Source organism: Nitratireductor aquimarinus, from assembly GCF_017255295.1.
Lineage (GTDB): Bacteria > Pseudomonadota > Alphaproteobacteria > Rhizobiales > Rhizobiaceae > Nitratireductor > Nitratireductor aquimarinus.
On sequence record NZ_JAFKDE010000013.1, the window covers coordinates 100,223 to 120,175 of the forward strand.

General features: G+C 64.3%; 16 protein-coding genes. 11 read left to right on the plus strand and 5 right to left on the minus strand.

The window, feature by feature from the left end; all coding sequences use genetic code 11:
- Positions 1-111 precede the first annotated feature (111 nt).
- The 8 genes from pgi (at position 112) to JYP46_RS20330 (ending at position 10,594) form a co-directional block, all read left to right on the plus strand.
- The gene (gene pgi / locus JYP46_RS20295; RefSeq protein ID WP_206546575.1) at positions 112-1,752 is read left to right on the plus strand and encodes a glucose-6-phosphate isomerase; all 1,641 of its coding nucleotides are present in this window, start codon (positions 112-114) and stop codon (positions 1,750-1,752) included.
- A 263-nt stretch (positions 1,753-2,015) separates the two neighbouring features.
- Complete coding sequence (gene murQ, locus JYP46_RS20300; RefSeq protein ID WP_206549140.1) at positions 2,016-2,954, plus strand: N-acetylmuramic acid 6-phosphate etherase; 939 nt, start codon at positions 2,016-2,018, stop codon at positions 2,952-2,954.
- A 79-nt stretch (positions 2,955-3,033) separates the two neighbouring features.
- On the plus strand, positions 3,034-4,542 hold the full coding sequence (locus JYP46_RS20305) for an ABC transporter substrate-binding protein (protein ID WP_222474308.1): 1,509 nt from the start codon (positions 3,034-3,036) through the stop codon (positions 4,540-4,542).
- Positions 4,543-4,901: 359 nt separating this feature from the next.
- On the plus strand, positions 4,902-5,861 hold the full coding sequence (locus tag JYP46_RS20310) for an ABC transporter permease (protein ID WP_113153785.1): 960 nt from the start codon (positions 4,902-4,904) through the stop codon (positions 5,859-5,861).
- The gene (locus JYP46_RS20315; RefSeq protein ID WP_065816583.1) at positions 5,861-6,700 is read left to right on the plus strand and encodes an ABC transporter permease; all 840 of its coding nucleotides are present in this window, start codon (positions 5,861-5,863) and stop codon (positions 6,698-6,700) included. Before JYP46_RS20310 ends, JYP46_RS20315 begins: the two co-directional genes overlap by 1 nt.
- Entirely contained in the window at positions 6,697-8,442 is a 1,746-nt protein-coding gene (locus JYP46_RS20320) for an ABC transporter ATP-binding protein (RefSeq protein WP_206549142.1), read from the plus strand. The genes JYP46_RS20315 and JYP46_RS20320 overlap by 4 nt, the downstream gene beginning before the upstream one ends.
- A gap of 2 nt (positions 8,443-8,444) precedes the next feature.
- Positions 8,445-9,458, plus strand: a complete 1,014-nt coding sequence (locus JYP46_RS20325; protein ID WP_206549143.1) for a serine hydrolase domain-containing protein — start codon at positions 8,445-8,447, stop codon at positions 9,456-9,458.
- 8 nt (positions 9,459-9,466) lie between these two features.
- Positions 9,467-10,594, plus strand: coding sequence for an anhydro-N-acetylmuramic acid kinase (locus tag JYP46_RS20330; RefSeq protein ID WP_206549144.1), 1,128 nt, complete (start codon positions 9,467-9,469; stop codon positions 10,592-10,594).
- On the opposite strand, the gene JYP46_RS20335 is transcribed toward JYP46_RS20330, so the two are convergent.
- Complete coding sequence (locus tag JYP46_RS20335) at positions 10,591-11,037, minus strand: GNAT family N-acetyltransferase (RefSeq protein ID WP_206549145.1); 447 nt, start codon at positions 11,035-11,037, stop codon at positions 10,591-10,593. The genes JYP46_RS20330 and JYP46_RS20335 overlap by 4 nt on opposite strands.
- Before the next feature lie 189 nt (positions 11,038-11,226).
- Here JYP46_RS20335 and JYP46_RS20340 point away from each other — a divergent pair, with 189 nt between their 5' ends.
- Positions 11,227-11,592 carry a YciI family protein gene (locus tag JYP46_RS20340; protein WP_113153789.1) on the plus strand — a complete coding sequence of 122 codons (366 nt, stop codon included), beginning with the start codon at positions 11,227-11,229 and terminating at the stop codon, positions 11,590-11,592.
- On the plus strand, positions 11,589-12,818 hold the full coding sequence (locus tag JYP46_RS20345) for an RNA polymerase sigma factor (RefSeq protein ID WP_206549146.1): 1,230 nt from the start codon (positions 11,589-11,591) through the stop codon (positions 12,816-12,818). The genes JYP46_RS20340 and JYP46_RS20345 overlap by 4 nt, the downstream gene beginning before the upstream one ends.
- Here JYP46_RS20345 and JYP46_RS20350 read toward each other — a convergent pair whose 3' ends face one another.
- From JYP46_RS20350 to JYP46_RS20365, 4 genes are read right to left on the minus strand one after another with little or no spacing between them, the layout of a single operon-like run.
- The gene (locus JYP46_RS20350; RefSeq protein WP_206546582.1) at positions 12,819-14,168 is read right to left on the minus strand and encodes a sugar porter family MFS transporter; all 1,350 of its coding nucleotides are present in this window, start codon (positions 14,166-14,168) and stop codon (positions 12,819-12,821) included. It abuts the gene before it with no gap.
- Positions 14,165-15,499, minus strand: coding sequence for a sugar porter family MFS transporter (locus JYP46_RS20355; RefSeq protein WP_206549147.1), 1,335 nt, complete (start codon positions 15,497-15,499; stop codon positions 14,165-14,167). The genes JYP46_RS20350 and JYP46_RS20355 overlap by 4 nt, the downstream gene beginning before the upstream one ends.
- A 3-nt stretch (positions 15,500-15,502) precedes the next feature.
- Positions 15,503-17,032, minus strand: a complete 1,530-nt coding sequence (locus JYP46_RS20360) for a GMC oxidoreductase (RefSeq protein ID WP_206549148.1) — start codon at positions 17,030-17,032, stop codon at positions 15,503-15,505.
- Positions 17,013-18,335 (minus strand): DegT/DnrJ/EryC1/StrS family aminotransferase, encoded by a 1,323-nt coding sequence (locus JYP46_RS20365; RefSeq protein ID WP_222474310.1) that lies wholly within the window; start codon positions 18,333-18,335, stop codon positions 17,013-17,015. The genes JYP46_RS20360 and JYP46_RS20365 overlap by 20 nt, the downstream gene beginning before the upstream one ends.
- A 349-nt stretch (positions 18,336-18,684) precedes the next feature.
- On the opposite strand from JYP46_RS20365, the gene JYP46_RS20370 reads away from it, so the two are divergent.
- Positions 18,685-19,662: a helix-turn-helix domain-containing protein gene (locus JYP46_RS20370; protein ID WP_206546585.1), complete on the plus strand. Its 978-nt coding sequence runs from the start codon at positions 18,685-18,687 to the stop codon at positions 19,660-19,662.
- Positions 19,663-19,953 lie beyond the last annotated feature (291 nt).

Below are 19,953 nucleotides of genomic sequence, written 5' to 3' on the forward strand. Positions count from 1 at the left end.
CCTGGTACAATTGATTGTTCCAACAAAGAAATTGATGGATGCCAGCAACCCCCTGTGCCGCCTCATTTTGTCTGATAAAAGAGGCGCGTTTCTTTTTGCAGGAGGGCCCCCTTGGACACGGCATTCGAAACCGCGCTGGCTGCGCTTCAGGAGCATCGCGGGAAAACCGCGCCCATGGATATGCGCGCCGCCTTTGATTCCGACCCGAATCGTTTTGCCCGCTTCTCGCTCGCTCTCGACGATCTGACGCTGGATTATTCGCGCGCCGCAGTGGACGAGGAAACGGTGGGGCTGCTCCTCAAGCTTGCCGAAGCGGCCGGGCTGGAGCAGGCGCGGGACGATATGTTTGCCGGCAAACACATCAACGTCACCGAGGACCGCGCCGTGCTGCATACGGCTCTGCGCGCGCTCTCCGGCGGTGCTGTCTACAATGACGGCGATGACGTGATGCCGGATGTGCGCGCCGTGCTGGAGGCGATGGACGCTTTTGCCGACGGCGTGCGTTCGGGCGCGATCCATGGCGCGACCGGCAAGGCCTTCACCGATGTGGTGAACATCGGCATTGGCGGCTCGGACCTTGGCCCCGTCATGGTGACGCGGGCGCTCTCGCCCTATCATGACGGGCCGCGCCTTCATTATGTCTCCAACGTGGATGGCGCGCATATTGCCGACACGCTGTCGGGGCTCGATCCGGAGACCACGCTCTTCATCATCGCCTCGAAGACCTTCACGACCATCGAGACGATGACCAATGCCCGCACGGCGCAGAAATGGGTCGCCGCAAAGCTCGGGCAGTCGGCGACGGGCGATCATTTCGCCGCCGTTTCCACCGCGCTCGACAAGGTGGCGGAGTTCGGCATCGATCCGGCGCGCGTGTTCGGATTCTGGGACTGGGTCGGCGGGCGGTATTCGCTGTGGTCGGCCATTGGCCTGCCGATCATGATCGCGCTTGGTGCTGATGATTTCCGCCGTCTGCTCGCCGGTGCGGAAGCCATGGACCGGCATTTCAAATCCGCACCGCTCAGAGAAAATTTGCCGGCTATTCTTGGTCTCGTCGGCTACTGGCACCGGGTCGTGTGCGATTATCCGGCCCGCGCGATCATTCCCTATGACCAGCGCCTTGAGCGGCTGCCGGCCTATCTCCAGCAGCTCGATATGGAATCGAACGGCAAGGGCGTGCGGCTCGACGGTTCGCCGGTCATCACGCCCACCGGGCCGCTGGTGTGGGGCGAGCCGGGCACCAATGGCCAGCACGCTTTCTTCCAGCTTCTGCACCAGGGCACCGACATTATTCCGGTGGAGTTCATGCTGGCGGCGGAAGGCCATGAGGCTGGCCTGCAGCACCATCACGATTTGCTGGTGGCCAATTGTCTTGCGCAGGCTGAAGCCCTGATGAAGGGGCGCACGCTGGCCGAGGCCGAAGCGCAGCTTCTGGACAAGGGGTTCCCCGAAGACGAGATCAGGCGGATCGCGCCGCATCGGGTCTTCACCGGCAACCGGCCGTCGCTGACGGTTCTCTACCGCAAGCTTGATCCCTATGCGCTTGGCCGCCTGATCGCGCTCTATGAGCACCGGGTTTTCGTCGAGGCGCAGCTCTTCGGCATCAACGCTTTCGACCAATGGGGCGTGGAGCTGGGCAAGGAGCTCGCCACGGAACTCCTGCCCGTGGTCGAGGGCAAGGCGGACGCTGCCGATCGCGATGCCGCAACTGCAGGCATGGTGAAACGCATCACGGCGCTGCGCGAAGGCTGAATCGGACGCCGGCCTCCTCCTTCCGGGGGGGGGGGCGCCGGCACCCCGCCATCCTGTTTCCAGACGGTCATTTTGTACCTGAACCGGCGGGCCAGCTCTCATGGGAGAGCCGGTCCGGTCGGGGTTTCCGTGCATCCGGACAGGAATAGATTATTCCTAACTGTAATTGACTCTTGGAATTTTCAATCTTAACACTTCTGAAAGGCGAGTAGACCGGCGAAAGCGGTGAGACCGCGCGCCGGAAGGCGATTTCGGGAGACGTTATGAACGCGCAGACGCTTATGTCGGAGCTGGAAAAGCTCGTTTCGGAAGGACGCAACCCCGACACGATGCAGATCGATCTGCAGCCGACGACCGAAATCCTCAAACTCATCAACACGGCAGACAAGGACGTGCCGCTGGCCGTCGAAAAGGTGATCCCGGAGATCGCGGAAGCCGTCGACCGGATCGTCGAGGCGTTTCAGAACGGTGGCCGGCTGATCTATATGGGCGCTGGCACGAGCGGCCGGCTCGGCGTGCTCGACGCTTCGGAATGCCCGCCCACCTTCAGCGTGCCCGAAGACATGGTGACCGGGGTGATCGCCGGCGGCGACCATGCGCTGAGGCACGCCGTTGAAGGCGCGGAAGACGAGCCGGAACAGGGACGGCAGGCGCTTGTCGATCTGGCGCTCACCGACAGGGATGTCGTGGTGGGCATCGCGGTGAGCGGCCGCACGCCCTATGTGATCGGCGGCCTGAAATACGCCCGCGAGACCGGTGCGAAAACCGTTTCGCTTTCGTGCAACCCGGATTCGGCCATCGGCGCGATTGCCGATATCGCCATCGCGCCCGTGGTGGGGCCGGAAATCCTGACCGGCTCGACGCGGATGAAATCGGGTACGGCGCAGAAGCTCATCCTCAACATGCTCTCCACGGCGAGCATGATCCGCATCGGCAAGATCTACCAGAACCTGATGGTGGACGTTAACATCAGCAACCAGAAGCTTCTGGCGCGTGCATCGCGCATTGTCATGGAGGCAACGGGCTGCTCGGCGGACGAGGCCGAGACGCTGCTGGGCCAGAGTGGCAATGATGTGAAACTCGCGATCTTCATCGCATTGACGGACATGGATGTGGAGGAGGCGCGCGCGGCGCTCGAGCAGGCTGGCGGCTTTCTGCGCAAGGCAATAAACGACAGGCAGGGCCAGACGGCCAGCAAGTGAAGCAGGCATTCATGCGGTCCGTCGAAAGGCCGCTGGCATCAATCGCTTTCGGAGGAAGATGATCATGGGAAAAACTTTGATGAAGAATTTCGCAGCGTCGGTGGCGCTCGCGGCAACGCTCGGCGCAACGACGGCAATTGCGCCGGCTGCGGCCGAGACGCTGCGCATGGCCTGGTCGCAGGACGCGACGGGTCTTGATCCGCACAAGCAGACGGCCTTCTCGTCGCTTCGGCTTCTGGAACTGGTCTATGAGCCGCTGGTGCGTCTCGACGCCGAGCTGCAGATCGTTCCCGCAGTGGCCGAGACCTGGGAGTTCTCCGAGGACGGCAAGACGCTGACCTTCAAGCTGGATGGCGATGCGCAGTTCCAGAACGGCGAAAAGGTGACGTCGGCTGACGTAAAGGCTTCCTTCCAGCGCATTCTGGACGAAGCGACGGGCGCTGCCGCCCGCGCCAACTTCACCTCCATCGAGAGCATCGACACGCCGGACGAGACGACCGTTGTCTTCAACCTGTCGCAGCCGGACGTTCCGATGCTGACGGCGATGACGAGCATCAACGCTGCCGTTGCTCCGGCGAGCGAGATCGAGGCCGGCACGATCGGCACGAAGGCGATCGGCTCCGGCCCGTTCAAGCTGGACAGCTGGGAGCCGAACCAGAAAGAGGTTCTGAGCGCCAACCCGGACTGGGCCGGCGGCGAGGTGAAGGTCGACGGCATCAACATTTCCGTTCTGCCGGACGAGACCGCCATTCTGGCGGCGCTGCGCACCAAGCAGGTGGATTTCGCGCTGATCAACGATCCGCTCGTGGCCACGCTGGTGCCGAACGAGGCGAGCCTCGAACTGAGCCGCACGCCGGTTCTGGCCTATCACGTGCTGCAGCTGAACCCGTCGCGCGAGCCGATGACGGAACTGGCCGTGCGTCAGGCCATCTCCTGCGCCATCGACCGTCAGGACGTGCTTGATACAGCGCTTCTGGGCGAGGGCGCCGTGACCGGCCCGCTGACCATGCCGGCCTACCGCTCGGACCCGGCTTCGCTGTTCTGCTATGAGCGCGATGTCGAGAAGGCCAAGGCGCTGATGGCCGAGGCCGGATATGCAGACGGCTTTTCCGCAACGGTGATCGCAGCCACGGGCGAGCCGCCCACAGCCGCTGCCGAAGCACAGGTGATCCAGTCGCAGCTTGCCGAGATCGGCATCGATCTCGACATCAAGATGATGGAGCTCAACGTCTATGTGGACACCTGGCTGAAGGGTGATTTCGACATGGCGGTGGCTCTGAATGGCGGTCGCGCTGATCCGTTCTCCATGTACAACCGCTACTGGACCAAGGCAGGCAACCTGCAGCATGTCGCCAACTATATCGACGACACGCTGGACAGCCTGATGCAGGAGGGCCGCGAAGAGACCGACCCGGCGAAGCGCAAGGAGATCTTCTCCAGGTTCGAGACGCATCTCGCCGAGGTTTCGCCGTGGATCTGGCTCTACACGGGCTACACCTACACCGCGCAGCAGAAGAATGTGGGCGGCTTCGTGCCTTCCCCGACCGGCACGCTGTTCGGCCTGACCGAGGTAACGGTCGGCGAGTGATTGCGAAATGGGGCCGCACGTTCAGGTGCGGCCCCGTTTGCGCCTGGCGCCCTGTCGCGCTTGAAACGTGAGAATTTGATGCGGCTCCGCCCAGCGCCCTCGTGGTTCGACAAGCTCACCATGAGGGCTATTGATGGCCCGTCACCCTGCAATGATCTGCAGGTCGGTACCGGAGGCGTATGAGATGTGTGGTGTTTGGTTCAAACCCTCAGAGTGCCGGGGCCAAGGTCCTCAATGTGAGAACTGATCCCCAGCCCTCATGGTGAGCTTGTCGAACCACGGGGGCGGCATGAAGGGCGCGGCCCTCAACCCCACGGCACAAGACGATTGCAGTTAGAAGGACACGGAGTGGAAGCTTCATGAATTACCTGGCCCGAAGGCTGATGACCTTTCCATTGGTCATGCTCGGGGTGTCCATCCTCGTCTTTGTCTCGATCCGGCTGGTGCCGGGCGATGCCATCACGGCCATGCTGGGAACAGAGGCCGGGCTTCTGACGCCCGATCAGCGCGCAGCGCTTGAGGCCTATTTCGGCATCGATCAGGGCTGGTTCACCCAGTACTGGCGCTGGCTTGCGGGTGCGGTTCAGGGCGATCTCGGCGTGTCCGTGACCTTCGGCAAGCCGGTGCTCGACGTGATTCTCGAACGCTTTCCGCTGACACTGGAACTGGCGCTTCTCTCCATGGTCATCGCGCTCGCCATCGGTCTTCCGGCGGGCATCTTCGCCGCCACGCGCAATGAAAAGCCGTCCGATCTCGCCGTGCGCATCTTCGCGATGATCGGCCAGTCGACGCCGAATTTCGTGTTCGCGCTTCTGGCGATTTATGTGCTGTCGGTGGGCTTCGGGGTGCTGCCGGCCATGGGCGAATTCACGCCCTTCCTTGAAAATCCGCTGCGCAATCTGGGGCAGATGATCCTGCCGGCGCTGACGCTGGGCTTTGCCTTCGCCGCCGCCGTGACGCGCATTTCGCGCTCGGCCATGCTCGACATTCTGAGCGACGATTACATCCGCACCGCGCGCGCCAAGGGCGTGCCGGCGCGCAAGGTGATCTGGCGGCATGCGCTGCCCAACGCGCTGATCCCGGTGGTGACGCTGAGCGGCGTCGAGTTCGGCTATCTCCTGGGCGGCGCGGTGATCGTGGAACAGATTTTTGCGCTGCCGGGCCTCGGGCGCATGGTGCTCGACGCCATTCTCCAGCGCGACTACGCGCTGGTGCAGGGCTCGGTCCTGTTCATCGCGCTCAACTTCATGATCGTGAATCTTCTGGTCGATCTCGCCTATGCGGTGCTCGACCCACGCATTCGGCTGGGGGGCAAGTGATGCAGTTGCTGCGCGCCATTTTCAGCCATTCGAGCGGCCGCATCGGCGGCGCCATCGTTGGCCTTTACATCATCATCGCCATTCTCGGGCTTCTCGGCATCACGCCGCATGACCCGCTGATGCAGTTCCGCGTCGACCGTCTGCATGCGCCCGACGCGACCTACTGGATGGGCACGGACCTGTTCGGCCGCGATGTGGCGAGCCGGTTGATGCTGGGCATCAGCCAGTCCTTCATCGTCGCTTTCGCCTCGGTGGCGCTGGCGGCTGTGGCGGGCATTGTGCTCGGTCTTGCGGCCGCGTGGTTCGGCGGCTGGTGGGACGGCACGATCATGCGCTTCATGGACGTGCTTCTGGCTTTCCCGGCGATCCTTCTGGCGCTGCTCATCATCGCAATCGTGGGGCCGGGCACCTGGACCAGCGTGATGGCCATCGCCATCGTCTACACACCGATCTTCACCCGTGTGGTGCGCGGGCCGGCGCTCTCCCTGAAGACGCGCGACTTCGTGGACGCCGCGCGCACTTTCGGTTCGAGCCGCAACTACATTCTGACGCGCCATCTGATGCTGAACCTCGTCGCGCCGCTGACGGTGCAGGTGACGCTGGCGCTCGCATGGGGCCTTCTGACGGAAGCGGGCCTGAGCTTTCTCGGTCTTGGCACGCAGCCGCCGGCCTCGTCGCTTGGCCTGATGCTCGCCGACAGCCGGAATCTGATGGAGATGGCGCCCTGGCTCCTGATCTTCCCGGGCATTGCGATCATGATCGGCATTCTCGGCTTCAATCTTCTGGGGGATGCGCTGCGCGACATTCTCGATCCCAAGACGCGGAGGTCGGTCGCATGACATCGCTTCTGTCCGTTTCAAACCTGCGCGTCGGTTTCGGCCGCAAGCCAGAAGACAATGAAATCGTCCATGGCGTGAACTTCGATCTCGCTGCCGGCGAGACGCTGGCCATAGTCGGCGAAAGCGGTTCGGGCAAATCCGTCACCGCGCTGTCGATCAACCGGCTGGTGGATTTCGGTGGCGGCCGCATCATCGACGGGTCCATCCGGTTCCGGCGCGAGGACGGCAGCACGCTCGATCTGGCAGCAGCCGGTGAGCAGGAGCTGACGAAGATCCGCGGCGGCGAGATCGGCATGATCTTCCAGGAGCCGATGACCTCGCTCAATCCGGTTCTGACCATTGGCGAGCAGATCGAGGAATCGTTCCGCCTGCATCGCGGCCTGACCGGCCGGCAGGCGCGGGAAGCGGCGAAGGACGCGCTTGACCGGGTGCGCATTCCCGATGCCGCGCGCCGGCTGAAATATTGTCCGCACCAGCTTTCCGGCGGCATGCTCCAGCGCGTGATGATCGCCACGGCCCTGTCGTGCAATCCGCGTCTTCTGATCGCTGATGAGCCCACCACGGCGCTCGACGTGACGGTGCAGGCGCAGATCATGGCGCTGCTCGCCGAGCTGAAGCGCGAGACCGGCATGGGCATGATCTTCATCACCCATGACATCGGCCTGGTGGCCGGCATCGCCGACAAGGTGATGGTGATGCAGAATGGCGAGGCGGTGGAGCAGGGACCGCTCGACGCGGTGCTCGATGCGCCGCAGCATCCCTATACGAAGCATCTTCTGAGCGCCGTGCCGCATTTCGAGGCCGGGCGCGCCACGCGCACCGACTATCGCCGGGCCGACGAGCCAAGCGCCGCGCCGGCGCTTAAAGTGGAAGGGCTGACGGTTCGCTTTCCGGTGACCGGCGGTCTCCTGCGCCGGCAGACCGGTGCGGTTCATGCGGTGGACGGGGTGGATTTCGACCTGATGCCGGGCGAGACGCTGGGCATTGTCGGCGAAAGCGGTTCGGGCAAATCGACCACGGCGCGCGCCATTCTGGGGCTGGTCGAGCCGACGCGCGGCACCTTCTCCGCGAACACGAATGGCGCGGCGCGGCAGAGCAGCAAGCCGGTGCAGATGGTGTTCCAGAACCCCTATGCCTCGCTCAATCCGCGACTTCGGGTGGACAGCATTCTGGCCGAGCCGGTGATTGCCGCCGGTGGCGGGCTGAACGGTGAAACGCAGGCGCGCATGCGCATGCTGCTCGACCGGGTTGGTTTGCCGGAGAACGCGCTGCAGCGCTATCCGCACGAGTTTTCCGGCGGCCAGCGGCAGCGCCTGTGTATCGCCCGCGCGCTGATGCTCAACCCGTCCGTGGTGGTGCTGGACGAGGCCGTCTCGGCGCTCGACGTTTCGGTGCAGGCGAAGGTGCTGGAACTCCTGGTGGACCTGCAGCGCGAGTTCGGCCTCGCCTATCTCTTCGTCTCGCACGACATGGCGGTGGTGGAGCGCATCGCGCACCGCATCGCGGTGGTCTATGCGGGGCAGATCGTCGAGATCGGTGATGCGGCGTCGGTCCTTTCCGATCCGAAACACGCCTATACGAAACGGCTGATCTCGGCGGTGCCGAGCGTCGACCGGCGCAAGGAGACCTTTGAGGTGGACACGCGGCAGGTGCCGTCGCTGGTGCGGCCACTGGGCTTCGAGCCGGAGCCGGCCAACTGGCAGAGTTTTGGTTCCGACCACATGGCGCGGGCGGAGGCATGAGCATGATGGACACGCCTGCCTTTGCGCCGCGCTTCGAGCGCGCCTTTGCCCTGCTGAACGCCTCGGTGGAGGCGGGGCGCATTCCCGGCGGGGTGCTCGGTGTGATCGACCGGGATGGCGGGCGCATGGTGCGCGCCACCGGTTATGCGCAGCGCGTGCCGCATGAGCGTGAAATGCGCACCGACACCTGGTTCGATCTTGCATCGCTGACCAAGGTTATCTTCACCACCACGCGCATTCTGGAACTGGCGAAAGAGGGCGTGATTGATCTCGATGCGCCGCTCACCACGCTTCTGCCGGATCTGCGCCAGTATGATCCGGGCGCATGGGAACGACAGGTGACATTTCGCCAGTGCCTCGGCCACCAGACGCCGTTCCCGGCGGTGGAGCCGATCTACACCTATGGCCGCGATGCGGACCTGCTGCGCGCCTTCATTCTCCAGCGGCGCTGGGAAAAAGGCCCGTCGGTCTATTCCGACATCAACTTTATTCTGCTCGGCTTCGCGCTGGAGCGGCTTGAGGGCAAGCGGCTGCGGGCATTCGATCCGGGGCCGGGCTTCGCCTTTGCCGCCGATCCGGAAAAGACGGCGGCGACCGAGGACTGCACATGGCGGCACCGGGTGCTTTGCGGCGAGGTGCATGACGACAATTGTTCAGCGCTTGAGGGCGCGGGGCATGCCGGACTGTTCGGCACGGCCGACGCCGTGCTCGATTTCGCGGCAGGGCTTTTTGCAGGCGATGCCGATGGGGATGAGACGGTGGCGCTGATGCGCACGCCGCTTTCCGAAAAACGCACCCATGGCTGGGAACGGCCATATGAAAACTGGCCCGGCGGGGCGCTGGCCAGCGCCGGCACGATCGGGCATACGGGTTTCACGGGAACCGGGCTGTGGGTCGATTTCGACAATGGCCTTGCGTGGACCCTTCTCACCAACCGCATACATCCGACCCGGCATTTCGACAGCGGCATCGCTGCGCTGCGACAGGCGGTCGGCGATTGCATGAACGCAGGATAGGAACGCACATGGCTGAAGGATTTGAGCCTGTCTGGGCCGTCGGCCTGATGACCGGCACCGTACTCGACGGAAACATCGACGTGGCGCTTCTGAAAACGGATGGCGAGCGCATCGAAGCGTTCGGCGCTTACACGCTGGCGCCCTATCCGCAATCGACGCGCGACCTTCTGGAAGAGACGTTGCAGCAGGCGCGGGCCTGGAATTTCGAGGGCGATGAACCGGCGATCTTCGCCGAGGCGGAAGAGGTTCTGACGCGCGCGCAGGCGCACGCTGTGCGAGAGCTGGTGGAGAGCCATGGCCTGACCATGGCCGATATCGGCGCGGTCGGCTTTCACGGGCAGACGGTGTTGCACCGTGCGCCGCAGGAAGGGCGTCTCGGCGAGACGCGGCAGCTCGGCGACGGCGATCTGATGCATTCCATTCTGGGCTGTCCGGTGGTCTATGATTTCCGCTCGGCCGACATGCGCGCCGGCGGGCAGGGGGCACCGCTTTCGGCAGCCTATCATGCAGCTCTCTTGCGGGACGTGGACACGGATGGCGAGACGGCGGTGCTCAATCTGGGCGGCGTGGCCAATGTGAGCTGGTGGGACGGTGCGGACCGGCTTATCGCTTTCGACACCGGCCCGGCCAATGCGCCGATCAATGATTTCGTCAAGGCGCAGGGGCTTGGCGACATGGACCGCGACGGTGCGCTGGCGGCTTCGGGCACGGTGGACGAGGCGCGGCTGGCGGAGCTTTTGAAGCATCCCTACCTCACCGCGCCCTATCCGAAATCGCTCGACCGGTTCGACTTCGGTGCGTCCATGGCCGATGGTCTCGACGCCAGCACGGGTGCGGCGACGCTGACGGCCTTCACCGCATCGGCGGTTGGCAAGGCGCTCGATCTTCTGCCGGTTCGGCCAAACCGGCTGATCGTGTGCGGCGGTGGCCGGCACAACCCGACCATCATGAAGATGCTGGGCGAACGCGCCGGGGTGGAAGCAGCCCCCGCCGAAACGGTTGGCTGGCGTGGCGACGCCATCGAGGCCGAGTGCTTCGCTTTCCTTGCGGTGCGCGTGCTGCGCGATCTGCCGATCAGCTTCCCGACGACGACGGGCGCGCCCGAGCCGCTGCGCGGCGGGAAGATCGCCCGCTAAATTTTTGTGTGAGACGAGGGCAGCCGCTTCTGGAGAAAGATGCGGCTGCGCCCGATCGGGAAATTCTCAAGCCGTCCGAATTCCACATAGCCCTGACGGGTATACGCCTTCTCGGCGCTGGGATTGAACGTGTCGATCAGCGCGGAGTGGCAACCGCGCCGCTCTGCCTCTTCTTCCGCCGCCGCGAGCATGCGCCCGGCCATGCCCTGCCCGCGCAGGCTGTCATCCACCCACAGTTTCTGAATGTAGAGCCAGCCCCAGGCGGTGTAGCCGGAGATGCCGGCAAGCACGGCGCCGCTCTCATCGCGCACGATGATGGCGAGCGTGGCCTTTTCGGACGGGCCGACATCGGCGTCGTTGAATGCGGCGAGCTCCGTCTCCACCCGCGCCAGCGCCGCCTCGTCCGGTGTTTCGGTAACTTTGATTGTGACGCTCACGGCCATTCCATCCTTGTTCAAAACGGTTTCGAGCGTTCTATCCTTCCTGCGGGGAACGGCAAGAGGTCGGGGGAAGATGGACCGCATCGGCAGGTTCATTTCGACAGGGCGCGAAAAATTTTTCATGGTGTTGTCGATTCCGGCTGCCGCCAGACGACCATGGGCGTTCGAAGCGCTCATATAAGGAGAGACACCATGCGCTATGCCTGCCTGATCTATTACAATCCGAAAGAGCTGTTCGGCGGTAGCCCGGAAGCGAATGCGGCGCTGGCCGAGTGCGCTGGCTATGACGAGAAGCTGAAGGAGACCGGCCACTTCGTCATGGGCGAGGCACTGGAGCTGCCCGAAAACGCCATGACCGTGCAGATGCGCGACGGGAAGATGTCGGCGGTGGATGGCCCCTTCATGGAGACGAAGGACATGCTTGGCGGCATCGTGCTCGTCGAAGCGCCCGACCTGAACGATGCGGTGCGCGCGATCAGCGGTCATCCGCTGGCGAAGATCGGTTCCATCGAAGTGCGTCCGCTGGTCGACTTCTCGAGCCCGCCGCCGCAGCTGTGAGCGGGGCCGACGCACGCGCTGCCGTCGAGGCGGTCTATCGCCGCGAGAAGCGGCGTGTGCTCGCAACACTGATCCGCCTTCTGGGCGGGTTCGATGCGGCGGAGGAAGCGCTCCATGAAGCCTTCGCCGCCGCAGCGGACCGGTGGCCACGCGAGGGCGTGCCGGCCAATCCCTATTCGTGGCTGGTGTCGACCGGCCGTTTCAAAATGGTGGATCGCTGGCGTCGGCAGGCGCGGCTTGCCGGCGCTCTGCCGCAACTTGCGGCGCTGGCCGACCCGGCTTCGGAACCGGCTATTCCCGAACATATCCGCGATGACGAACTGCGGCTGATCTTCACCTGCTGCCACCCGGACCTGCCTGCCGATGCCAGCATTGCGCTGACACTGCGCGAAGTTGGCGGGCTGACCACGGAAGAGATCGCGCGGGCTTATCTGACCCGACCGCCGACGATTGCTCAACGGATCGTGCGCGCCAAGGCGAAGATCCGCGACGAGGCGATCCCCTTCGAGATACCCGCACGGGCGGAGCTGCCGGGACGGATCGAGAGCGTCCTGCGCGTGATCTATCTCATCTTCAATGAGGGGTATGCGGCGACGGACGGGCCGGCGCTGACCCGCGCCGACCTTTCCGGTGAGGCGATCCGGCTCGGCCGGTTGATGGTGGGGCTGATGGACGATCCGGAAGTGGCGGGCCTTCTGGCGCTGATGCTTCTGCACGAGGCGCGGCGCGAAAGCCGGGTGGACGCGGCAGGCGACATCGTTCTGCTGGAAGATCAGGACCGCTCGCGCTGGGACCGCGCCCTGATCGATGAGGCGCGGGCGTTGATCGATCACGCGCTGCACGCGGGACGGCTTGGCCCCTATCTTTTGCAGGCGGCGATTGCAGGGGAGCACGGCGCGGCGGCGCGCACGGATGAAACGAACTGGCGGCAGGTCGTGTCGCTCTACGACATTCTGGCGATGGTGGACCCGTCGCCGGTTGTGGCGCTCAACCGGGCTGCGGCGCTCAGCATGCGCGACGGCGCGGAAGCGGGGCTTGCGGCCATTGATGCGGCGATGGCCGATGGAAGGCTCGACGCCTATCATCTGGCCCATGCGGCCCGCGCCGACATGCTGCGCCGGCTGGGACGCATTGACGTGGCGCGGGAAGCCTATCGCACGGCGCTGGAGCTGGCCCGCCAGCCGGCGGAGCGCCGGTTTCTGGAGCGGCGGCTGGCCGCGCTCTGATCAGCGGCCAACCTGCCGGAGCGGGACGCCCTTCAGCACGTTCTCCTCGATGGCCTCGAGCGAGCGGCCCTTGGTCTCGGGCAGCCAGATGATCGAGATCACCAGTGCGAACAGGCAGATCAGGGCGAAGAACATGAACACGGTCGAGAGACCGAACTGCGTTACGCCGGTCAGGAAGAACAGCGCGACCAGCGCGTTGAACAGCCATGAGGTTGCGGACGCAGCGGAGAGGCCCGCCTCGCGCAGGCTGGAAGGCATGAGTTCGGCCATCAGCACATAGGGCAGTGGCCCGAGGCTGAGGGCGAAGGCGGCGATGTAGACGCACAGGCCGGCGAGGCCGAGAAACGGCATGTCCCACAGATGCGCGGCGACCACGGCGGAGAGGCCGAGGATCATGACCAGCGATCCGTAGATCGCCAGCGGGCGGCGGCCAAGCCTATCGACGGTCAGGATGGCGATGACGGTGGCGATCACATTGATGAGGCCAAGGCCGAAGGTTGCGCCCAGCGCTGCGAGCCCCGGCGGAAAGCCAAGCTCGGTGAAGATGGTGGGCGCATAATAGAGAATGCCGTCAATGCCGCTCAGGTTCTGCAGAATGAAGAGACCGCAGCACAGGGCGAGGACGGCCAAGGTCGCGCCGGTGCGCAGCGAGAGCGAAGGCCGCGCGTGCCCGGCGGTGGACGGCGCGGCGTGCGGGGTGGGCACGCCAAGCACACCGGCTGCTGCGCGGGCGGCGGCGTCGCCGCGCGCGGCGATGAGCCAGCTCGGGCTTTCCGGCACGGCGACAAGCATGAGGAGCCCGGCGAGCGGGATGACGATGCCGCCGCCAATGGCGAGCGGCCATGCGGAATGATCGAGCAGGATGAGCGGCACGGCATAGGCGGCGAGAATGCCGAGCGTGACGGCGAGCTGAAACAGCGCCACCACGCCGCCGCGCCGGTCTGCCGGGGTGGCCTCGCCCGCATACATGGGCGCGACCATGGAGGAGATGCCGACGGCAAGCCCGATCAGGACGCGCGCAAAGACCAGCAGGGAGAGGGACGGTTCGGTGAGAACCACGCCATAGCCGGCGGCAGCCAGAACGAATGCGCCGGCAAGCGCCATGCGCCGGCCAAAACGGCGGGCAAGCGGTGCGGCTGCAACCGCGCCGAAGAAGCAGGAGATGACCAGCGAGACGGTGAGATATTCCTGCCCGCGAACGGTGAGGCTGAACACTGCCGCGATGGGCTCCAGCCAGTCGGCGATGCTGGCCGTGCTGTAGCCGAACAGCAGCCCGCTGCAGGCTGTCAGTGCGGCGACCCGCGCAACCGCGAAGGCGGCGGGTCTGCCGGGAATGGCGGCATCGCTCATTGCGCCGCCACGAGCTCGCGCTGTTCCAGATCTTCAAGGCTTACGCCCTTGGTCTCCGGCGCATAGAGCCAGGCCACCACAGCGCCCAGAACGCAGAAGGCGCAGAACACGGCGAAGGTTGCCGCCGCACCGGCATAGCTGACCAGCACCGGGAACATGAAGACCACGAGGAAGTTGCACGACCAGTTGGCGACCGAGGCCATGGCCATGCCGCGGCTGCGCATGGCGAGCGGGAAAAGCTCGGACATGTAAAGCCAGGGAAGCGGCCCGAGACTGACGGCGAAGAAGGCGATGTAGGCAAACAGCCCGATCAGCGCCAGTGTCGCAAGCTCGGAACCCTGTCCGTTCATCGCATAGGCGATCACGGCGAGGCTCACGGCAGAACCGATGAAACCCAGAATGAAGAGCGGTCGGCGACCGAGCCTGTCGACGAAGAGCATGGCGACCACGGTCATCACGACATTGACGAGGCCGATGCCCACCGTGGCGGTGAGCTGGGTGCTCGAACCATCGAAGCCGGCATGGCCGAGAATGGTCGGCGCATAATAGATGACGGCGTTGATGCCGCTGACCTGCTGAAGCAGAAAGGCGGCGATGGCGAAGATCGCCAGCGGGCGGATGTGATCCGACAGGAAGTCCGACCACGGGGCTGTGCGCGGTTCGCCTGCATGCGTTGCGGCGATGTCGCCGACAATGTGGTCCACTTCCTTGCGGTCGAGGTCCGGCTGGATGGCGGCGATGACCGAGCCGGCCTCTTCGCGGCGGCCGCGCATGACGAGCCAGCGCGGGCTTTCCGGCGAGAGCGCGATGCCGATCAGCGAGACGAAGGCGGGCACCGCGCCAAGCGCCAGCATCCAGCGCCATGCGCCGAGCGGCTCCAGCGCCAGGTCGATCAGATAGGACACCAGAATGCCAATCGTGATCATGAGCTGGAAGGCGGAGACGATCGCGCCGCGATGCCGCGCCGGCGCAAGTTCGGCGAGGAACATGGGGGCGGCGAGCGCCGACGCGCCGATGGCGATGCCGAGCAGAAGGCGCGCAAGGATGAGCGCGATTTCTTCCTGCGCCAGACCGCTGGCGATCGCACCGATGCCGAACAGAACCGAACACATGATGAGCACCTTGCGGCGGCCCAGACTGTCGGCCCACAGCGCGGCGAGGATCGCGCCACCCACCGCGCCAAGCGGCACGGAGGCGGTGACGAGGCCTTCACCGGAGGCGGAGATTTCGAAGGTCGAAGTAATGAGCGGCAGAGCGCCGGCAATCACGCCTTCATCGAACCCGAAGAGAAAGCCGAACAGGGCGGCCAGTATCACCAGTCGGATCAGCATGGATCAGATCTCCTCCCCAAGCAGCTCGGCCACGCCTTCTGCATGACGAAGCGACCAGGCCGTGATGGTCAGGTAGCTGTTGGCCGAGCCCTGTGAAGGCCACGCTGCGGAATCGGCAACGGACAGATTGGGCAGAGCCCAGAACCGGCCATGGGTGTCGGTGACGCCGACGCCCGGCTCCGCCGACATGCGCAGGCCGCCGATTTCATGCAGGGCCGCGCCGGGCGGGTTGATCTGGCTGCGCACCAGCTCCGCGCCCATGCCTTCCGCCACCTGCGGAAGGAAGGCGTTCATCTCGTCGAGAATGCGCAGGTCGTTTTCGGTGCGGCCGTTGAGGACTGCGTAGCGGCCCATATTGCCGGGGCCGTCGCCGCATTGTCCGGTGAGCTGTAACTCGTTGCTCTTGGCCGCTTCGCCGACGCCGAAGCAATAGGCGAGGAGGTACAGCCCCTGGGGATCGCAGTCGAGCCACACGGTTGCGTGATAGGGCGAATACCAGGTCTCGTCGAACGGTCCCTGAATCTGGATGTGGTAGGGACGGTCCTTGCCGGCGGGAATGAAGGTGTAGATCGGCTCGTTGAGCGGCGCCTTCAGACGGAACAGGCCCTGAATGAACAGGTGGTCGGCGATGTGGGTGCCGACCAGCGGGTGAATGTCGCGCAGACCGGAATCGAGCGCCAGCCGCGTCGACTGGATCGCGCCACCGGCCAGACTGTAATGACGGGCGACAAGGCGGAAGCGGCGGTCGCTTTGCGCACCGCGCGCAACGATGCCGGTCACCTGCCGGCCATTGTTCTCGATGCTCTCGGCAATGGTGTCGGGAACCAGCACGATGCGTCCGCGCGCCACTTCTCTTGAGAGAAGGCCGCTGCGCAGCAGGCGGTCGGCAGCAGAATCGAAGCCGCGCGGCACATAGCCATTGCGCGATTCCTGCGTGTCGACACCGAGTGCGGCGTGTTCGGCATCGATGCCGGCCTTGTGGAGGCGGTCCAGAATCGTGTCCTGCGCCTTGCCGCGGAAGAAGGGCGGGCGCTCCTCCGAGCGGCCGGAGACATGCATGATGCGCTCGGCGCGGTCGTAATAGCTGGCGAACTCTTCATAAGAGAACGGCCAGTCGTCAAAATCCCATTCCGAAAAGCGCGGCGTGCAGCCGCCCCAGAAAAGCGTGCGTCCGCCGACAGCCGACCATGCATCATTGTTGAGCGGCGAGGCAACGCCATCGCTGAAGTGCTCGTGGTCGGTCCAGGCGGTGCGATAGCGCACCAGATTGTGGATCTGCGGGGTGATGTCCTCGCGGCTGCGGAAAGGGGTGGAGCCCACATGGCTTGGCAGCAGGAAAGGGCCGGCCTCCAGGATCACCACGGAAAGCCCCTTGCGCGCCAGTTCGATGGCGCTGGTGACGCCGGCCGTTCCAGAGCCGATCACCAGCACGTCAATGCCGGTGGTCGCCTTGGAGATGGAAAAGGGATCGGAGGTCAGGAGAGAAGAGAGTGTCGGCATCGGTGCGGCGGTCTCAGCGATTGAAGAGGGCATTGGCGACTTTTCTGAATGCGGTGATGATGTCGGTGACGTCGTCGTGGGTGAGTTTGGAAGCGATGGCGAGGAGCGCACCGCGCTCGCTGAGCGCATCGCAATTGGGCAACGCGCCGCGGCGATAATCGATCTCGCCGGCAAAGGCGTTGAGCGGATGCGTCCAAGGTAAGCCGTCACGGCTGTTGGATCGCTTCTCGGTGAGGCTCGGAATGTTGAAATACCAGTGCAGTCCCCATTCGCGCATGGTGATGCAGCTCAGAGAACCTGCCGGGCCGCGAATGCCCTCGGCGCGCAGTGCCTCGGTGAAGGCCTGACAGGTTTCGGCGTCACGATAGAGCGTGACAAGGAAGGGGCCGCTGTCGCCGGATGGATCCGGCACGGTGCGGAAATCGATCTGCGGAATGTCTGACAGCGCTTCGCGGATGCGCCATTTGGCCGTGCGCATGGCGCCGGTGATCTGGCCGAGCTTGCGAGACTGGGCAAGCGCCATGGCGCCGGCCAGATCCGACATGCGTGCGCCAAAACCCCAGAGCTGGCAGGTCTCGTCGGACGTGTCGAGCCGCCCTTCCTCATTGCGTGCAAAGCCAAGATCGTGGAGCGCGGTGATGCGGCGGAAGATGGCGTCGTCCTGACAGACGATCATGCCGCCATCGCCAGCGGTCATGTTCTTGTTGAGCTGGAAGCTGAAGGTGGCGATGTCGCCGAAGCGGCCAACCGGCGTGCCGCCGGAACTTGCGCCGGCAGCCTGCGCGCAATCCTCGATGAGAGCGAGGCCGTTCTCCTTCGCGATCCCTGCGATCTCGGCCACATGGCCGGGCGCACCACTCATATGCACCAGAAGGATGGCGCGGGCGCGCGGCGTGATCTTGCGGCGCAGATCCGCCGGATCCATGCAGAAGGTCTCGTCGATATCGACCAGCCGGGGGATCGCGCCGCTGCGCACGATGGCGGACACGCAGCTCACCCACATATATCCGGCGATCAGAACCTCGTCGCCCGGCCCGATGTCGAGCGCCGAAATGGCGATGGAAAGGGCGGCCGTCCCGGAGGAAACGCCAAGCGCATGGCGATGGCCATAGGCGGCGCGCCACTCCTGTTCCAGCGTGTCGACCATGTGCTGCGGGTCGGGACCGTAAAACCGGAAGGGGCTCTGCGCGTCGATCACCCGGTCGACCAGCTCGCGCTCCTCCTTGCCGATCCAGTGTGCGCCGGGCAGTTCCCAGGGCAGGGGCGCGGTGCGCACGGGCGTGCCGCCTTCAAGCGCCAGGCGATTGGCCAGCACGGTTGGGCTTTGCTCGGTCATGAAGCGTTCCTTGGTATGCGGTGTGTTACGGTATGTCGTTTGTCGGGGTTTCCGGACACGATGCCTGCCGGCTGCTCGAAGAGCGCCTTTGCGAACGCATTCCGCACAAGAAGGTCGCCGGAACGCCTCCGGCCTTCTTTCATCCCCCTTGAAAACGAAACGCATCCGCCCGCCGCGCGGTGAAATACCGGCGCACGGTCACGGAAGGTTCCTGATTCGCAATGCTACACAGCACAACGCCGGCTAAGGCTTACAAGGGTTGTGGTGAATTGCTTTTTGTTATCATTATTTGCAGCGCCGCTTCGTCATATATGGGTGGCGGCTGCGTGTGCTTGGGGGAGCGTTTCAAATGTCTATGGCAGGGTCTTTCGAGAAACCGACCGTTGAAGTGAAACTTGAAGCGGAGGGCGGTGGACGCCATGCCGGTTCGGCCTATGACAGCGAGGCGATGTCCGCCCTGCCATTCGGGACCTGTGAACTCGAACGGTTTGAACTGAATGACGGGGTGATCCTGCATCTGACCCGCATGCATTTCCGCGAAGAGACGGAAATGGAAATCGGCAACACCCAGCCGCCGGGAACGGTCAGCTTCATGGGGTGCGCCTCCGGCGTCGTTCATTACGATCTCAATGGCTGTGACGGGGTGTTCACAAACCGGGACAATCTGGCCATGCATCTGCCCGAGCATCGGGGCACTTTCCGGGTCATGCCGGGCAAGGCGGTCTGCGCCGCCGGCATCTGCCTGCGCGAGGAGATGATCGAGAGCCGGCTCGGCTTTGCACCGCCCAAGGCCATGCACCGTCTCTTTCATATGGAAGAGCGTACGGTGCAGCATTTCGAGACCCGTCCCGAGGTGCGCTTTCTCTGCGCGATGATGAATGACTCGCAGCTTGGCGGAGAAACCCGTCGCCTGCATCTGGAAGGCACGGTCAACGCACTTCTGGCAATCTATTGTGATGTGATCAGGCAAAGCGGCCTCAAGGAAGATGAACGCGCGATCAGCGAGCATGATCGGTCCACGGCCTGCGCGGCGCAGGATATTGTTCTTTCACGGCTGGCGGATGCGCCGGGGCTGGAGGATCTCTCCAAAGAAGTGGGCATGGCGCCGCGGCGTCTGAATGAGGTCTTTCGCCAGGCGTTCGGCGAGACCGTTGCGGAGTTCACCCGAAATGCCCGGCTGGATGAGGCCGCACGGCGGATAAAGCTGGAGCGCGTCTCCATTAAACGGGCTGCCTGGGATGCCGGATATCGGCATGTGGCGAATTTCAGCCGGGCGTTTCAGTCCCGTTTCGGCTGTACGCCGGGTGATCATTCCCGACGACCCTAGAAGAGGTCTCTGGATCGGTTCACTCCTTATATAGGGTGAACCGATGCCCGCCCGAGACGGTATGACGGTAAAAGCCAGGGTGCCGTAAGGGCAGTTTTACATGTCAGAATGCGACATGGTTTTTGCGGGCTAGAGTTTTGCCGGCAAGAATGGCTGAGAAGGCCGGAAATGCGCGGTTTGGCAAGTTTTTGATCCTGTTTGTCATTTTTTATTATCGTTTGAAATCAGTGGGTTGAGTGTGATTTCTTTCGGTTTTTAGGTTGGAATACGAAGAAAAACGAAAAACTTGAA

What these genes read in the sequence shown, in the direction of transcription:
- JYP46_RS20355 (WP_206549147.1), bottom strand. Translation starts at nt 15,499, where the DNA reads ATGCTGATCCGACTGGTGATACTGGCCGCCCTGTTCGGCTTTCTCTTC.
- JYP46_RS20320 (WP_206549142.1), top strand. Translation starts at nt 6,697, where the DNA reads ATGACATCGCTTCTGTCCGTTTCAAACCTGCGCGTCGGTTTCGGCCGC.
- JYP46_RS20365 (WP_222474310.1), bottom strand. Translation starts at nt 18,335, where the DNA reads ATGACCGAGCAAAGCCCAACCGTGCTGGCCAATCGCCTGGCGCTTGAA.
- JYP46_RS20370 (WP_206546585.1), top strand. Translation starts at nt 18,685, where the DNA reads ATGTCTATGGCAGGGTCTTTCGAGAAACCGACCGTTGAAGTGAAACTT.
- JYP46_RS20335 (WP_206549145.1), bottom strand. Translation starts at nt 11,037, where the DNA reads ATGGCCGTGAGCGTCACAATCAAAGTTACCGAAACACCGGACGAGGCG.
- murQ (WP_206549140.1), top strand. Translation starts at nt 2,016, where the DNA reads ATGAACGCGCAGACGCTTATGTCGGAGCTGGAAAAGCTCGTTTCGGAA.
- JYP46_RS20325 (WP_206549143.1), top strand. Translation starts at nt 8,445, where the DNA reads ATGATGGACACGCCTGCCTTTGCGCCGCGCTTCGAGCGCGCCTTTGCC.
- JYP46_RS20360 (WP_206549148.1), bottom strand. Translation starts at nt 17,032, where the DNA reads ATGCCCTCTTCAATCGCTGAGACCGCCGCACCGATGCCGACACTCTCT.
- JYP46_RS20330 (WP_206549144.1), top strand. Translation starts at nt 9,467, where the DNA reads ATGGCTGAAGGATTTGAGCCTGTCTGGGCCGTCGGCCTGATGACCGGC.
- JYP46_RS20310 (WP_113153785.1), top strand. Translation starts at nt 4,902, where the DNA reads ATGAATTACCTGGCCCGAAGGCTGATGACCTTTCCATTGGTCATGCTC.
- JYP46_RS20305 (WP_222474308.1), top strand. Translation starts at nt 3,034, where the DNA reads ATGAAGAATTTCGCAGCGTCGGTGGCGCTCGCGGCAACGCTCGGCGCA.
- JYP46_RS20350 (WP_206546582.1), bottom strand. Translation starts at nt 14,168, where the DNA reads ATGAGCGATGCCGCCATTCCCGGCAGACCCGCCGCCTTCGCGGTTGCG.
- JYP46_RS20315 (WP_065816583.1), top strand. Translation starts at nt 5,861, where the DNA reads ATGCAGTTGCTGCGCGCCATTTTCAGCCATTCGAGCGGCCGCATCGGC.
- JYP46_RS20340 (WP_113153789.1), top strand. Translation starts at nt 11,227, where the DNA reads ATGCGCTATGCCTGCCTGATCTATTACAATCCGAAAGAGCTGTTCGGC.